Annotated in this window: 16 protein-coding genes; 9 read left to right on the forward strand and 7 right to left on the reverse strand. The window is 34.0% G+C overall.

Features of this window, described 5'->3' with window-relative positions; translation table 11 throughout:
• Positions 1 to 17 precede the first annotated feature (17 nt).
• Both EG342_RS10865 and EG342_RS10870 read left to right on the forward strand, forming a co-directional pair.
• Entirely contained in the window at positions 18 to 1,520 is a 1,503-nt protein-coding gene (locus tag EG342_RS10865; RefSeq protein WP_103291006.1) for an AAA family ATPase, read from the forward strand.
• On the forward strand, positions 1,504 to 2,172 hold the full coding sequence (locus tag EG342_RS10870; protein ID WP_103291004.1) for a retron system putative HNH endonuclease: 669 nt from the start codon (positions 1,504 to 1,506) through the stop codon (positions 2,170 to 2,172). The genes EG342_RS10865 and EG342_RS10870 overlap by 17 nt, the downstream gene beginning before the upstream one ends.
• A gap of 432 nt (positions 2,173 to 2,604) precedes the next feature.
• Here EG342_RS10870 and EG342_RS10875 read toward each other — a convergent pair whose 3' ends face one another.
• From EG342_RS10875 to EG342_RS10890, 4 genes are all read right to left on the reverse strand, one after another.
• Positions 2,605 to 3,777, reverse strand: a complete 1,173-nt coding sequence (locus EG342_RS10875) for an acyltransferase family protein (protein ID WP_103291002.1) — start codon at positions 3,775 to 3,777, stop codon at positions 2,605 to 2,607.
• A gap of 113 nt (positions 3,778 to 3,890) precedes the next feature.
• Positions 3,891 to 4,448 (reverse strand): LytTR family DNA-binding domain-containing protein, encoded by a 558-nt coding sequence (locus EG342_RS25150; RefSeq protein ID WP_164465171.1) that lies wholly within the window; start codon positions 4,446 to 4,448, stop codon positions 3,891 to 3,893.
• A gap of 505 nt (positions 4,449 to 4,953) precedes the next feature.
• On the reverse strand, positions 4,954 to 5,250 hold the full coding sequence (locus EG342_RS10885) for a hypothetical protein (RefSeq protein WP_103290997.1): 297 nt from the start codon (positions 5,248 to 5,250) through the stop codon (positions 4,954 to 4,956).
• Positions 5,240 to 5,503, reverse strand: coding sequence for a helix-turn-helix domain-containing protein (locus tag EG342_RS10890; protein WP_103290994.1), 264 nt, complete (start codon positions 5,501 to 5,503; stop codon positions 5,240 to 5,242). Before EG342_RS10890 ends, EG342_RS10885 begins: the two co-directional genes overlap by 11 nt.
• Positions 5,504 to 5,718: 215 nt before the next feature.
• Here EG342_RS10890 and EG342_RS10895 point away from each other — a divergent pair, with 215 nt between their 5' ends.
• From EG342_RS10895 to EG342_RS10905, 3 genes are read left to right on the forward strand one after another with little or no spacing between them, the layout of a single operon-like run.
• On the forward strand, positions 5,719 to 6,045 hold the full coding sequence (locus tag EG342_RS10895) for an ArsR/SmtB family transcription factor (protein WP_103290991.1): 327 nt from the start codon (positions 5,719 to 5,721) through the stop codon (positions 6,043 to 6,045).
• Complete coding sequence (locus EG342_RS10900; RefSeq protein WP_103290989.1) at positions 6,042 to 6,515, forward strand: SRPBCC family protein; 474 nt, start codon at positions 6,042 to 6,044, stop codon at positions 6,513 to 6,515. Before EG342_RS10895 ends, EG342_RS10900 begins: the two co-directional genes overlap by 4 nt.
• Before the next feature lie 28 nt (positions 6,516 to 6,543).
• Positions 6,544 to 7,119, forward strand: a complete 576-nt coding sequence (locus EG342_RS10905; protein ID WP_103290986.1) for a dihydrofolate reductase family protein — start codon at positions 6,544 to 6,546, stop codon at positions 7,117 to 7,119.
• A gap of 193 nt (positions 7,120 to 7,312) precedes the next feature.
• On the opposite strand, the gene EG342_RS10910 is transcribed toward EG342_RS10905, so the two are convergent.
• Positions 7,313 to 7,732, reverse strand: a complete 420-nt coding sequence (locus EG342_RS10910; protein WP_103290983.1) for a nuclear transport factor 2 family protein — start codon at positions 7,730 to 7,732, stop codon at positions 7,313 to 7,315.
• A gap of 106 nt (positions 7,733 to 7,838) precedes the next feature.
• Between EG342_RS10910 and EG342_RS10915 the strand changes: the two genes are divergently transcribed.
• Both EG342_RS10915 and EG342_RS10920 read left to right on the forward strand, forming a co-directional pair.
• On the forward strand, positions 7,839 to 8,210 hold the full coding sequence (locus EG342_RS10915; RefSeq protein WP_103290981.1) for a winged helix-turn-helix transcriptional regulator: 372 nt from the start codon (positions 7,839 to 7,841) through the stop codon (positions 8,208 to 8,210).
• A gap of 440 nt (positions 8,211 to 8,650) precedes the next feature.
• Positions 8,651 to 9,010: a hypothetical protein gene (locus tag EG342_RS10920; RefSeq protein WP_103290976.1), complete on the forward strand. Its 360-nt coding sequence runs from the start codon at positions 8,651 to 8,653 to the stop codon at positions 9,008 to 9,010.
• A 342-nt stretch (positions 9,011 to 9,352) separates the two neighbouring features.
• Here EG342_RS10920 and EG342_RS10930 read toward each other — a convergent pair whose 3' ends face one another.
• Complete coding sequence (locus EG342_RS10930; RefSeq protein WP_103290971.1) at positions 9,353 to 9,616, reverse strand: helix-turn-helix domain-containing protein; 264 nt, start codon at positions 9,614 to 9,616, stop codon at positions 9,353 to 9,355.
• A 415-nt stretch (positions 9,617 to 10,031) separates the two neighbouring features.
• Here EG342_RS10930 and EG342_RS10935 point away from each other — a divergent pair, with 415 nt between their 5' ends.
• Positions 10,032 to 11,207: an IS4 family transposase gene (locus EG342_RS10935; protein WP_103290968.1), complete on the forward strand. Its 1,176-nt coding sequence runs from the start codon at positions 10,032 to 10,034 to the stop codon at positions 11,205 to 11,207.
• Positions 11,208 to 11,999: 792 nt separating this feature from the next.
• On the opposite strand, the gene EG342_RS10940 is transcribed toward EG342_RS10935, so the two are convergent.
• The gene (locus tag EG342_RS10940; RefSeq protein WP_103290966.1) at positions 12,000 to 12,611 is read right to left on the reverse strand and encodes a Crp/Fnr family transcriptional regulator; all 612 of its coding nucleotides are present in this window, start codon (positions 12,609 to 12,611) and stop codon (positions 12,000 to 12,002) included.
• A gap of 477 nt (positions 12,612 to 13,088) precedes the next feature.
• On the opposite strand from EG342_RS10940, the gene EG342_RS10945 reads away from it, so the two are divergent.
• Complete coding sequence (locus tag EG342_RS10945; RefSeq protein WP_103290963.1) at positions 13,089 to 13,931, forward strand: RteC domain-containing protein; 843 nt, start codon at positions 13,089 to 13,091, stop codon at positions 13,929 to 13,931.
• Positions 13,932 to 14,158 lie beyond the last annotated feature (227 nt).

Below are 14,158 nucleotides of genomic sequence, written 5' to 3' on the forward strand. Positions count from 1 at the left end.
CAACATAATTCAAAAATATGCAAATAAGATCTTTATATATTAGCAATTATAAATTACTCAAAGACTTTACTATTAATTTCAAGAAAGATGTTTCTATTCTCATTGGCATCAATGGTTCTGGAAAGTCTAGTATTTTAGAGGTTATTGCTCAAATTTTCAGTGATAGTTATCTTGATGAAAAATCCAAGTTCGGTTTTTCCATCGAGTATGAAATACGTTTAGAAGAAATTCTTGCACAAACAACTACTTCTGCAGAGTTTAAGACAGAATACATAAAAGTTCAGATAAGTGCTCAAAAAGCAGGACAAGAACTGAAATACAAAGTATTTAGTGGTGCACAAGTACTGGAAGACAATAATTCGATTGAAAAAAAATACGGTTCTCTTGAAAAAATATTGCCAAGCAACATCGTCATCTATTATAGTGGTTTGGCAGATATAATGAAAAAGATATGTCTTCCTCACGATGAAAAGCTATCTGTTAATTATCGAAAAGGAAATACAGCAATACACCGCCCGTTTTTTTATTTTGAACCTCCTTTGTTTAATTTAATACTAATTACGCTTCTGTCTTATGAATATGGAGATATTCCAAAGTTTCTTTTTGATAGAATGAAAATTACCGGGATACAAAGCATTCAAATTAACCTTACAAAACCAAATTGGGGTAAAAGTAAAATTAATGAATGGTGGGGAGCAAAAGGAGAAGTGAAGACATTTTTGGATTTATTATCCGGTTTAGGTTCTCCTTTAGAAATTAAGGACGAAGATTTACAAGGTGAATCAAAGGGAAATGTCGTAATTGAAGGTTGGCAAAATGATAATCTTATTATTACTATTCTTGGACAAGAAAAGCTGTTTCAAATTAGAGAATATTTTGTAGAAGAAAGAACATTGTTTAAGGTTCTAAATACACTTTTAATAGATGGATTTCAACCTGAAGTGAAATTCTCATTTTTCCATAAGGATGATAATGATAGCGTAAGCACCTTCGGTACCCTAAGTGAAGGCGAACAACAATCAATTATTATACGAGGATTAATAGAACTTGTCAATAATGAGAATACTTTGTTTTTATTTGATGAGCCTGATACTTATTTACATCCTTCTTGGCAAAGAAAATTCATAGAAAATATAAATGAATTGACCGAGAATAATGCATACAATAACAGTCAATTCCTTATCACAACACATTCGCCGCAACTATTGAGTAATGCTGACCCTGAAAATAGTGATGTACAAATAATGGAAGATGGAGAGATAATAAAAGTTACACCGAAATATTATGGCAAAGATATCAGTACAATTTTGTATGAAATGATGGGTGTGGAAAGAAGAAATAAAAAAGTATCTAAGTTATTAAGTTCTTTGTTCAATATGATCGAAGATGAAGAAATCGAAGAATCAAAAAAACAGTATAACAGTCTTGTTGAACTTTTGGGAGATGATGATCCCGCATTGGTTAGAGCTAAAATACAAATTGATTACTTAGAAGAAGAAGCCGATGAAACAGATAACTAAACTTAAAGAACCAAATTCATTGCTTCAACATAGAGCCCAACAGTTCGCTGCTTTTGATAATATACCTAATGCGACCAAAGAAGAACTTAAGGAGAATCTTCTATCAGAACAAGGACATATTTGTTGTTATTGTATGAGAAGAATTCCAGAAAATTCCTCTCCTTATATGAAAGTTGAACATTACAAATGTCAAGAACATTTTCAAGACCTGCAGTTAGATTATAGAAATTTATTAGGTGCTTGTACAGGAAACGAAGGACATCCAAAAAAACTTCAAACTTGTGATACTCAAAAATCTAGTGAGACTTTAACAATTAATCCTCTCAATACCAATCCAAGCTGTGAAACATTGTTCAAATTTAATTCAGAAGGAGAAATGAGTTCAATATCTGACGATGAAGCTGTAGATAGGCAAATAAATACTGTTCTCAATTTGAATATGCAATCTTTAAAAGATGCCCGCAAGGAAGTTTATTATGTAGTTCAAGAGAGAATAAGAGCAGAAAGTAAACGAACAAAAAATGATAAACCATCATTTGTAAGGTTTCTTAATCAGGAACTTCAAGTATGGCAAAGCAAAACAGAAGGGAAATATCGACCTTACTGCTTGGTAGCAATCTACTATCTAACAAAGAAATTAAAAAGTAACTAAATTAAACTATATTAAAAAATTCAGGTTCCAATATCTACGCATACTCGAACTACATTTTTTAAATTAATGTAAAACTACCTTTTCAGCGATTTTGAAATTTGCTGCCATGATTTTGGCAATAAACCTAATTTAAGGGGCTGCTATATTTTATTTTCATTAAAAAAATCTATTACAAAAGAGGCTTCAATTAATCAGGTAAAACATTAAAGTTTTTTAAACAGCCAATTAGTGTGATTATAAAAATTCAATGGTACTACGATAGCCGCGTTGACAGGAGGCTACATATTTTATGTAACTGAAATTTTGTAGGTGATTAAAATATTTATGATAATCAAATAAAAAATACAAAGACTCAGAAGAATCTTTGTATTTTTTATAGTGTTGTAACACTGTATGTAGGTGCCCTAATTCATTACAGTAATTCAGAATCTTCTAAAGATATCGCTGAACAAATTTTAATTTCCTAAATAAGAAAGTGATGTACCAGCTCACCGAGAATGATATACAGAATGTAATCATAAATTTGCCAAATGCAGGGATATTTGCATCCAATAATTCATATTGACACCATAGTACAAAAATATAGTGAATAAGGTAGATGCCATAAGCATTTGAAGAAAGCGATTGCCACCAATCGGTAGGGTGGTTAAAAAGTCTTTTAAAAAGAACTAAAAATGCTAAACAACTTAAACTGCAAGAAAAGGTCCAGACGGAACGATAGAGCAGAGTTGCCTGAAAAATTGTAAGTATATTTCTCGAAATCATAGTTTCCAGTGGTAGTTCTATAACTTTTACTATAGCGTAGACTGAAATACAACCTAATATCCAAAGAATGGGCTTACGAAATAATTCTGAAGTATCCCCAAATAGACCTTCTTCTATCTTGATGCCACCTATTATAACACCTAAGGAAAAATAGCCAAAGTATAGTAATATACGACTTACCTGAAAATCAAAAGGTCCTATTCCTTTCCAGGTTCCTGATCCGAAACTGAGCATCATCGGTAGATATAGTATCCACGTTAGAGAGTAAAATACAAGTAATACTTTTAATGGGCTGTTTTTAAGATTGTTAATCTTTAATGATAAAGTTGTTATACTGTGTTTTAAATATGGATACAATATGGTTATGATAATATTGAAAGCAAACAAAACCCAAATGAACCAGGGTGGTCCCACGGGCCAGGATTCAATTGTAAAAAAATCGACTAGATAATCTTTTAAATCGCCCTTCCCATACGCCAATAGAAATGCGGGATAATGTGCTATAACCATCAAGATGCAAACACCTATTAAAAAAGGGATGAACAATCTGTAAAAGCGTTCTTTGAGATAGAGTTTAGTTCCTCTATTAAGGCCTTTTATTACAAAAATTCCACTTATTAAGAACATTAATGACATAAAAAAGATATCATTAAAATCTTCAAATATGTCGAGACCGACCCATCGGTAACGATCTACAATTGGATGAGTAGAATTACTGTAGGCTGCTTTATCAAAGGAGGCAAATGTTGTATATGCTAAAGAGGAGTGGTGGGCCACCACCAGTAAGGTAATAAATCCGCGGAGGTAATCTATCCAGACTGTACGGCTGTTATTTTTCATACTATGTAATATTTATTAATGATGCAAACATACATTAGGAATAAGTATCTAACATGGTATTTGTGACGAATGGCTACTTTTTGTGATGAGGGTTAAGGTTTGCTAGAACATGTTCAATTGATGTTTTTATTTTGCTGGTAAAGGTCATGGAACATTTTTATTTTTGCTCTCGAAACAGGCACCTTTTCTGTTGTTCCTGTAAACGTAACAAGGCAATTCTGGGAGTTGCCGGAAATACTATTTATATAACTGATATTTAATAAATAGGTGCGATGGCACCTAAATAGGAATTTATACTCCGTAATTTGGAGTTCGAATTGTCTTAATGTAATCCTTTTGAGTTCTTTTTTTATTCCGTCTGACGTCCTGAAAGTAATTTCTGTATAATTGCCATCAGCTTTTGCAAAGATTAATTGCACCGGCTCGAAATTAAAATTATCAGCCTTTACTTCAGTTCTAATAGAAATCACTTGTTTCGCGGAAGCAATTTGCGACTGAATGGGAGGATATTGTTCCAGATCGTGCCGTCTTTTTCTCTTATTCCTGAAATAAAAATCGGCAAAAATGAAATACGAAAAAATTAAACCGCCTGCTAGATAAGTATTTCGTAGTTCTTCAAGATAATAATGCAGAGACCAATTGCTTTCATTCTTATATAATAGATCACGCATCAAAAAACTGGCTGTCCCATAAAGAAAAAGTAATAACAAGACCGACAGTCCCCACCTAAACTTAAAAAATGTACTTTTATCAGTTTTTGTTTTGTAAAAACTTATGTTAGTATTGAAATAGACAAAGGTAATTAAAGCAGGAGATAAAGAATGAAAAAAGCATACAAATAAAAAAGGATATTTGAGCTCTGTTTCATTTACAGTAAACGGTTTGAACAGAAATAGGAATAGAAATGCGATGATGAACAATATAAGAGAATGCCTTTTAAACTTTACCTTTTGTTGTACCTCTGTATTAAAGTCTCTAATGTTGAAAAGCTGGCTTAAAATTGTGCTGAATTTTGTATTTTCCATTATCTATATCTATATAGAATGCCAACAAATATAATAAAATAAATTCTTCACATCTTTAATCGTAAACGTATTTGCATTGACTTTTGGTGGTGAATTTGTAGCTCTTAATCACTTTTTTGAAAAGAGAAAAAGAAAGTTAATCATCCTCGGATTAATGCAGTTTCAATAGTTCTATAGTACTTCGATAGCCCGGATGATAAGACGGCGTATATTTTATATAGCCATAATTCTGCAATTCCTTAAAATATTTATGATAAGTCGGGGCCGTATTGATATGTGCCATTCTCATTAAAATACTTCTGCTGACCCGTATGATTTTGTTCTCATTTTGACGATAGGCTAAACGAGCTATTGCAAGAAGTAAGCTAATATGCCAAACAGTGAGACGGGGATCTTGGCAAACGTTATCGAGGTAGATCAAACCTCTTTTAGCAACATCAGTTTTCATCTTCAAACAATTTTTGTAAATCGGTTTTATTGTAGTAATAAGAACCCCTGATTTTTTTAAAGCGAATTTTTCCGGTAATTCGTAAGTTCTGTAAGGTTGCAGGGGATATGTCCATCATTTTCCGAATAGCCTTGCTTCGCAACCAGTCAAATTCATTTTTTGATGAACTCCGACTTACTTCTAGTAATTGCCCGATATCCGAAATTATTCTAATTCTGAATAACTCAAGATCTTGTTTTGATATCATTTCCATATTATGATTTTTGAATAGATCAATATTCCTGATGCGACAGGGCAATATTGGATATCGTGCCGAAGGATGCCTATATTTTCTTAAAACTTCATCTTCTGACCATGACGTGATGTATAGGTAAGTTGGTACACTCGGTATAACAATTCAAAAAATATTGGAAATTGAATTGTACAACCAAATGGTTTTATTATTTTTGACAACCAAATGGTTGTATAATGATAGAACGTAGAGATATTTTTCAGGCGATTGCGGATCCCACCAGAAGAATGATTATTCAAAAGCTTTCGGGTAGAGCATTAAATATTGGCCAAATTGTAGAAGATTCTGGAATAAGTAGACAGGGGATCGCCAAGCATCTCAAGGTTTTACAGCAATGCAAAATGATTACGCTTACTCAAAAAGGTAGAGAGCAGATTTGTGAAGTCCGACTGGAACAACTGGATGAAGTGGTTGACTGGGTTAATGAGTCACGTAAATTTTGGAATCAACGCCTTGAGAAATTAGATAAATTTTTAGTAGAAACTAAAACAACAAAAATATGAAATTACAAGACAGAGAACTGCTGATTACGCATTTATTTGATGCTGCTATTGACGTGGTTTTTGAAACATGGACCGATCCTGAAAAGCTTAAGCATTGGTATGCACCAGATGGATGTACAATCAATTTTAAGTTCATCGAGGTAAAAGAAGGAGGGCAGTTTCATTATTGCATTCAACATCCCACACATGGTGCTGCGTGGGTTATTGGTACTTATTTGGAAATAGTTCCTTCAGAAAAGCTTGTTTTTACAATACAGCTTTCTAATGAAAAAGGAGATATGCTAGATCAGGCAGGAAAGGGTTGGCCGGGGGAGGTTCTGACTACAGTTACATTTAAATCCATTGGTGATAAAACCGAAGCGACCATTCACGAAACTGTGTCAGAAGAAGAAGCTAGGAAAACAGGTGCTTATAAAGGCTGGATCGAGATGTTTAATAAGCTGAACAAACAACTAACGAACCATAATTGATAAATAAACAAATACCAATTGTAATCATATGAGAAAGATAATTTCATTTATGCACATTTCGCTTGACGGATTTGTAGCAGGAGTAAATGGTGAACTTGACTGGGCTATGGTCGGTGAAGAAATTTTTAGTCATGTAAGTAAACGCATAGGCGAAAGTGACACTGCGCTTTATGGACGGGTAACTTATCAGATGATGGAAGACTACTGGCCAACGGCGGGTAGTCAGCCATCAGCAAGTAAACTGGATGTTGATCATGCAAAGTGGTATGAAAAAGTTCATAAGGTTGTTCTGTCAAAAACAATTGACCGGGAGAGCCTGGACAACACTGAAATTATTAGTGACAACCTTGTCGAGAGAATTAACGAAATAAAGCAACAACCGGGGGAAGACATTTTGATATTTGGTAGCCCTTCAGCAACGCATTCACTTATGAAGCTAAACTTAGTTGATGGCTATTGGCTTTTTGTAAATCCCATTGTTCTGGGGCAGGGTACCCGATTGTTTGTCGATATCGATGAGAGAATAAAGTTGAAACTGCTTAACACGCGACAGTTTAATTGTGGTGTTACTGAATTGAACTATATTGTTGATAAATCTGTCTAATCAAAATTAATATCTCATATTTGAATTGAAATTTCACGCAATACAAATAACTGCATTTAAAAATCCATTCTTATTAAGCTCACACGAAAGAATGGATTTTTAATTTTCAAATCGATAAGTTATATTCTCTGGAAGCTTCTATAGCTTCTGGTTGTATCCATATTGATGTTTACTGCAAATCCATCAATTTTGACTACACAAAGGCATCCAAAATCCATGCTGGATTCCAATACTCGCAATATGCCGATATTTTGTTTTCTTTTAAAGTAATCCGACCGATATAGACTTGATTGTATTGTTTTCCGGTAGCAATTACCGAAGCGCTTCCCTCAAATTCCACATAAAATACTTCTGGATCGTCAGTGGCAGAAAATCGTAGATTTTTAAAATTCCAGTTCTTTGCAGTTGGAGTGACATTTGAAATGTATTCCGTAATTGCCTCCCTTCCTATAACTTCTTTAGCATATGGCTTAGGTGCATAAGGATATTCCTGAATAGCATCCACTGTGAATAATTCAGCATAACTTTCTTTAGTCATTTCTGGATCAGTAAATTTGGCCAGGTGCTTTTGAAATAAATCTTTGACTACATCAATTTTTTTGTTTAAATCCATATTCGTTCATATTTAATTGTTAAACTTATTTAGCAAGACAAATTTATTGTAGTGATGCTATATCTTTGCTATTGGTTACAAAAAGGATAATGTTAAAATTTATAAAATGATTAAAAAGGATCGTTGCCTTACTCCAGCAACTACTGATGAATGTAGGAGGGCGTGGCTAACACTTCACGACACTTTAGATATCGTTGGAGGTAAATGGAAGTTGGTTTTGATTTCTATCTTAAGAGGCGGTAAATTAAATTTCGGTGAGCTGGCGATTGAGGCTGGAATTTCACCGAGAATTTTATCTAAAGAGCTTAAAGAACTTGAAATTAATGGACTGGTCTCTAGGACGGTTCTTGCTACAAAACCAATTACAGTAGAATATCAACTTACACCTTACAGCCTTTCGCTCAATGAAATGATTACGGTAATGTATGAGTGGGGGAAAAAGCATCGCGAGAAAATTATAGGAAGAGAAAGCGTTTGATCGGACTTATTAAGTGCAATGTTGATTGAAATTATCAGTTAGAATTAAATAAACAGCCTTCGCGAAATTATAATGTGAAGGCTTTTTTTATTTTTCAATTTTGACAAGAGATGGCTAAACTGCCATCAATCACACAATCGCCATATTTTTTTATTATTGTAGGATATAGTATTAAAGTAAAACCTTTCTCATGGTCTTCTTTATTACTTTTTGAAATTCTAGCGGAAGAGTTATCACGATTTAAAATGCGTAGACCTTCAGATTTTGAACAGTTCCCAACGAATACTGGTCACGTTACTGCGTTTATAAATTTGCTGCAAAATTAAATACTAAAGAAATAAATTATACCTTATATTTAATTTTGTTTTATCTCAATAGCGTGGGATATATTTTAAAGTAAAGCGACTGTGTGGGGTTAATTCACTTTAAAAACAGTAAATATGAAAGTTAATATACGAAAACGGGAATTGGCTATACTTAATCAGATAGATCACAAATTAGCAGAAAATGTTGGGTTTAACTTAGGGCTTATTCCTTCTGCGGAACTGGATGAGCTAACATTAAAATTTACACGTCAAAACCATCCAAACTATCCTACGAAGCCCCAACGGCCAGAAGTTGAACGTTCTCCAGAATTAAGCATGAGCATAAAAGCTGGTCAAGGTACGATCAAGACACGAAAGGTCGCATTTCTGGTTGATAATGGAGTGAGTATAGCTTCAATAAGTAAAATGAAGGCTGCGCTTATAGAAGAAGGAGCACAGGCGGTCTCTTTTCTATCAGATATAAATCCTTACTAGCATATTTTCGGAATATTAAAGCATCATTTACCATCTAACGCTTATAAAGAAGCATTTTAAAATATTTTAATTAATTCTACTGTGCTACGATAGCCAGGATGATAAGATGGAGTATATTTTATGTATCCATAATCTTGTAGTTCTTTAAAATATTTATGATACGTCGGGGTTGTATTTATGTGAGACATTGACATTAGCTTGCTTCTGCTTACTCGAATAATTTTGTCCTCATTTTGCCGGTACGCCAAACGAGTAATTGCAAGCAACAAGCTAATATGCCAAACAGTAAGACGTGAATCGCTACAAACGTAATCAAGATACATCAGTCCTTGTTTTGAAGTATTAATTTTCATCTTCAAATAGTTTTTGTATATCTTTCCTGTTGTAGTAATAAGAACCCATGACCTTCTTATACCGAATTTTGCCTGTGATTCTTAAATTTTGCAAGGTCGCAGGGGAGATGTCCATCATTTTACGAATGGCTTTGCTTCGCAACCAATCAAATTCATCATTTGATTGACATAGCTTGGATTCCAATAATTGTTCTATATCCGAAGTTATACTTATTCTGAGTATTTCAAGATCTTGTTTCGATACCATTTCCATATCTATAATTTTTATAGCTTAAAATTGGATATGAAAATCGCATTTAGGGGGTAGCTTTCTATTAGATACTTATTTTTTCCTAATATGTCCGTTGCAGACTTCGAAAGGATTATCTTCGAACTCTTTGACAAATAATTTTAAATAGATTTCACCTACACTTTACTGAAATTTATTTGTTTAAAACTAGGTAAAAAAGCTCGAGGTCTGTAGGGGGAAACTTGACAGGACGCTATCCAAACTCATATTATGCCGATATTGAAAATTTTGCAAATATATATTGTTGAAAAACAAGTATTTAACAAATATTAAAAAGAGTTTGATTCCTGTTCACTTGCGTCCTAAACGTTTAAAAAGTGGCGGTGTTTGGATATAGCAAAGTTGCTATATTTAAATTGCAAAATTATAACACACCGCCATGATAAATTTAAATGTCTTTAGTCAGATTTTATCTCTTATCGACCGCGAATTATTCAAAGATTTGGTTTCAAAGCACAAAAGTGACAAACATCAGAAAGGGATCAACAGCTGGACGCATCTAGTCAGTATGCTTTTCTGTCATTTTTCCTCGGCAGATTCGGTTCGTGATATTAGTAACGGTCTACGCAGTACCACTGGTAATCTGAACCACTTAGGTGTAGTAAGAGCTCCAAGTAAGTCTAATATATCCTATATCAACACACACCGTACCCATGAACTTTTCAAAGATCTTTACTATTCTGTTTTGGATAGGCTTTGGCAAAAGGACACCCATTTTCGCAAAGATCTTGGTCAGCTAAAGCGTAAAGTATATCTGATGGATGCAAGCATCATCCCCTTATGTCTATCTGTATTTGACTGGGCAAAGTTTCGTAGCACCAAAGGTGCCGTAAAGCTGCACACTGTCTTGGATTATGATGGCTGCCTACCTGTTTTTATGCAGATTACCGATGGAAAAGTACATGAGAGCCAGCGAGCCGGTAGTTACAGTTTTTCCAAGGGAAGCGTGGTGGTAGTGGACCGTGGCTACGTGGATTACAGCTGGCTTGGGGATTTGGACAGCAGGGGGTGTTACTTCGTTACCAGGAGTAAAGTTAATATGAAGTACAAGGTTATCAAGTCCTATCAGAGTGAAGCACTCATGGAAAAGGGGATCCTTAAGGATGAGCTCATTGAGCTATCCGGTGCTGCCTGCAATAAATACAACGGCAAGCCGCTACGCCTAGTCCACTTTTGGGACAGCACCACTGGCAATGAGTACCACTTTTTGACCAATAATACGAAGTGGAAGGCTTCTTTGGTGGCAAACATCTATAAACAACGCTGGCATATCGAAGTCTTCTTCAAGCATCTAAAGCAGCGCTTAAAAGTATCGACATTCATAGGGACTTCTGAAAATGCAGTGATGATCCAGATCTGGACTTCACTCATTGGCATATTACTGTTAAAATACTTACAAAAAAAGGCCAAATATGACTGGAACCTGTCCAATCTGGTCGCATTCATCAGAATGAATATCTTCGTGAAAATAAACATCTGGCAATGGATAGATGATCCCTTTCTCAGGCCGCCTATAAAAGGAAAAAAGGGACAGCTAAAGATCTTCGCAGATTGAAAAATAGGGGTCAATATCGAAATGATGAAAAAAGCTATGCTTGTACCACAGAAATCCAATCCTAAAATTTATTTAGGACACATATGATTCCTGTTTGGTATACATTTTTTTAGATTGGAGTTGGTTTACTTTCCACTCCAATTTAAGTTGCAAAGGTTAAGTGGATTTAGTCAATTCTCTATTGTTCTCTTCTTTTCCGAACGTTTCCTATTTCAGTTTTATGACTGTTCGGCCCACTAGATATCAAAGGTGGATACTTTTAGAATATCCACCTTTTTCTTTAATATTTATATTGGCTATTTTATATCCCGTTCAACTCAAATTTATTAGCGCAAATGAGTAAATAATGGTCTTCCAACTGCCATTTGTTTTATCGTCAAATTTGTGGATAATATTTTAAAAGATTTATCCAAGGAATTTTAGATGTTTATAAATTATTTCATTTAGAAATGTTAGCGGTCTGAACAACAGTGTAGTGGGGCAAAACTGTTTATCATCTTCTTAGCAGCATCTAAAATGCACATTGCAGGAGGTGGCCTTTTCCGTCTTTTTTTCATCTTTTTAATTTATTAGTTTATAATTTTGGTCTTGGTGAATTAACAAATAAGTTTTATTGATTGTACAAGTTATAATTTATTTGCTCACCCTTTATTTACTAATTTGAAGATTTATTTTAAGAAAAGATTGGATTAATAAATATTTGAAAATTTGAAAAAAATATCTGCTCGCACTCGATCAATATCTGCTGAACACCCTCTCGATGTATCTGGGAATGATGATGCCGAAAAAATGTTAATTTTCTTTTTTTGCACGAATCCTGCTTAACGTTGATTGCGTTATCCCGAGGTATGATGAGATCAGTCCTAACGGAATACGAGCGACAATATTGGGGTATTTTTCAATTAAATGCTGATAACGTTCTGTTGCGCTAAATACACGTAATTCATTTGCCTTTTCTTCGGCTTTTATATAATAGGATTCAGTTAGGATTCTTCCTATATAATTGAATTCCGGAAACTGCTTATAGAGCTGCATGAGTTTATCATAACTAAGAACAAGTACGCTTGTATCTTCTAAGGTTTCCAGAACCTCAAAAGAAGGCTTCTGACTAAAAAAACTATATACTGAAATGGATAGATCACCTTCAAAAAGTAGCCAGGAGGTTGTATCTTTTCCAAAACTGTCGAGGTAGTAAGATCTTACTGCTCCTTTCACAATGAAAAATAGTGATTTTTGGATTTCTCCAATATCGAGCAGGATATGCTTCTTATTTACTTTTAGCAAATAAGTATCTAAGGATAGGCCAACACACAGTTCCTGTGACATGAAATGGATATTACTGAGAAAGCGCAGCAAACTTTCTTTCGCTAGATTTTCCTCCATTTCACTTACCATATTTTTCATGTGTACTGTAGCTAATATCAAATGTAGAGTTAGTAATGATAACTGGAATATACGCTAAAAAATTCAATTAAACATGTTTTTTTTGCCTTTTATCAAATATGTTGACAATAAATAGTACTTAATTTGCTATTCTAAAGCCATATGGCAAAAAGAGTTTGTATGAAAAGAAGTACATTGATCAGAAAGGTATTGTTGTTTAGTGCTTTTGTTTGTAAAGGAAAGAATCTAATTTCCTTATAGTATTAATATTTTTTTATGTAATACCAAAAATTCCGATACGGCAATAATTAAACTTGTTGATAAACTCAGATTTTTACTAGATCCGAGCGGATATTAATTGCTTAGCTTCAAATAATTAAACATCCTTATAAAGTGTAAGTAGGAAATAAATTATAGTGTATATTTAATTTTGTTTTATCTCAACAAGATGTGAGATATTTTAAAGTGTGGGGCACAAATCACTTTAAACAAAATCATATGAAACAGGCATATAAAAACATTTTATTATCTATCGAGAAAGAGGAGTTGAATGTGTCAAGGAGTAAGAAGAACGCTATTGATGAAGCTTATCACATGGTCTCCTTTCTTGATAGGACTTTAAGCGAATTAAAAGTACAGATCAATCAAAGAGGGTTTGAGAGTATAATCGATGAGATTATCTTTTTTAAACGGGTGAAGCCGGAAATTTTAGGACGACTGATATTTTACAATAAAGTCGTGAAGATTGAGGCATACAGCCCGACGAATAACGAACTGATCGAACCATATTATAACGAGCATATCAAGCAGCTCAATAAAGATTATAAGAAAAATATTTCTTGCACAGATTTCTATAGCTATTATCGGACCGGTCGTTCGGACAAGGACGAGTATTATTATAGGCTTGGAAATATTAACTACTTCGATGGAGTTGATAGTTTCTTTTTTGAAGTTGACCGCGAATTTTCGACGTACTATGACTATAAGGTAGCACAGATTAAGGCATACGATCTGTACCATTCCTATCTTAGTGGAAAATTTAACCGCATTGAGCCGAGTGATAACGATAGTTTTGATATAAATGAAGATGCGGAATTTTCATGGACTGATTCGAAAAATGCGCTTATAGAGCTTATCTATGCACTCCACATTTCAAGAAGTGTATCAAACGGCCGGGCTGGAATACGAAAGATCAGCCAAATGTTTGAAGATATTTTCGAGGTAAGCCTCGGTGATATCCATCATGCATTTTATCAGATGAAATTCAGGGCCGGGCAGAGAGCCCGATACTTAAATTTTTTAAAGCATTCACTTGAACAATATATGGACAACGACTTATAATTGGGTAAATTTTTTTTTAAGGAAGGATGATCTGGTGGATCGTCCTTCTTTTTTTTTACCCATACTTAGTCATATCATACCTATGGTGATGGAAAATTGATCACTGAAAAAACCAAATTGTACAAAATACTTCATTCAATTACTACGTGATTTCAAAAAGTTGCTGAGAGCTGTTCTATCAGTAAATTCTAACGTATTTATAATAGTTCTCATCCGGTTTAATTCTC

Source organism: Chryseobacterium lactis (genome assembly GCF_003815875.1).
Lineage (GTDB): Bacteria > Bacteroidota > Bacteroidia > Flavobacteriales > Weeksellaceae > Chryseobacterium > Chryseobacterium lactis.

What these genes read in the sequence shown, in the direction of transcription:
- EG342_RS10865 (WP_103291006.1), top strand. Translation starts at nt 18, where the DNA reads ATGCAAATAAGATCTTTATATATTAGCAATTATAAATTACTCAAAGAC.
- EG342_RS10870 (WP_103291004.1), top strand. Translation starts at nt 1,504, where the DNA reads ATGAAACAGATAACTAAACTTAAAGAACCAAATTCATTGCTTCAACAT.
- EG342_RS10875 (WP_103291002.1), bottom strand. Translation starts at nt 3,777, where the DNA reads ATGAAAAATAACAGCCGTACAGTCTGGATAGATTACCTCCGCGGATTT.
- EG342_RS25150 (WP_164465171.1), bottom strand. Translation starts at nt 4,448, where the DNA reads ATGCGTGATCTATTATATAAGAATGAAAGCAATTGGTCTCTGCATTAT.
- EG342_RS10885 (WP_103290997.1), bottom strand. Translation starts at nt 5,250, where the DNA reads ATGAAAACTGATGTTGCTAAAAGAGGTTTGATCTACCTCGATAACGTT.
- EG342_RS10890 (WP_103290994.1), bottom strand. Translation starts at nt 5,503, where the DNA reads ATGGAAATGATATCAAAACAAGATCTTGAGTTATTCAGAATTAGAATA.
- EG342_RS10895 (WP_103290991.1), top strand. Translation starts at nt 5,719, where the DNA reads ATGATAGAACGTAGAGATATTTTTCAGGCGATTGCGGATCCCACCAGA.
- EG342_RS10900 (WP_103290989.1), top strand. Translation starts at nt 6,042, where the DNA reads ATGAAATTACAAGACAGAGAACTGCTGATTACGCATTTATTTGATGCT.
- EG342_RS10905 (WP_103290986.1), top strand. Translation starts at nt 6,544, where the DNA reads ATGAGAAAGATAATTTCATTTATGCACATTTCGCTTGACGGATTTGTA.
- EG342_RS10910 (WP_103290983.1), bottom strand. Translation starts at nt 7,732, where the DNA reads ATGGATTTAAACAAAAAAATTGATGTAGTCAAAGATTTATTTCAAAAG.
- EG342_RS10915 (WP_103290981.1), top strand. Translation starts at nt 7,839, where the DNA reads ATGATTAAAAAGGATCGTTGCCTTACTCCAGCAACTACTGATGAATGT.
- EG342_RS10920 (WP_103290976.1), top strand. Translation starts at nt 8,651, where the DNA reads ATGAAAGTTAATATACGAAAACGGGAATTGGCTATACTTAATCAGATA.
- EG342_RS10930 (WP_103290971.1), bottom strand. Translation starts at nt 9,616, where the DNA reads ATGGAAATGGTATCGAAACAAGATCTTGAAATACTCAGAATAAGTATA.
- EG342_RS10935 (WP_103290968.1), top strand. Translation starts at nt 10,032, where the DNA reads ATGATAAATTTAAATGTCTTTAGTCAGATTTTATCTCTTATCGACCGC.
- EG342_RS10940 (WP_103290966.1), bottom strand. Translation starts at nt 12,611, where the DNA reads ATGAAAAATATGGTAAGTGAAATGGAGGAAAATCTAGCGAAAGAAAGT.
- EG342_RS10945 (WP_103290963.1), top strand. Translation starts at nt 13,089, where the DNA reads ATGAAACAGGCATATAAAAACATTTTATTATCTATCGAGAAAGAGGAG.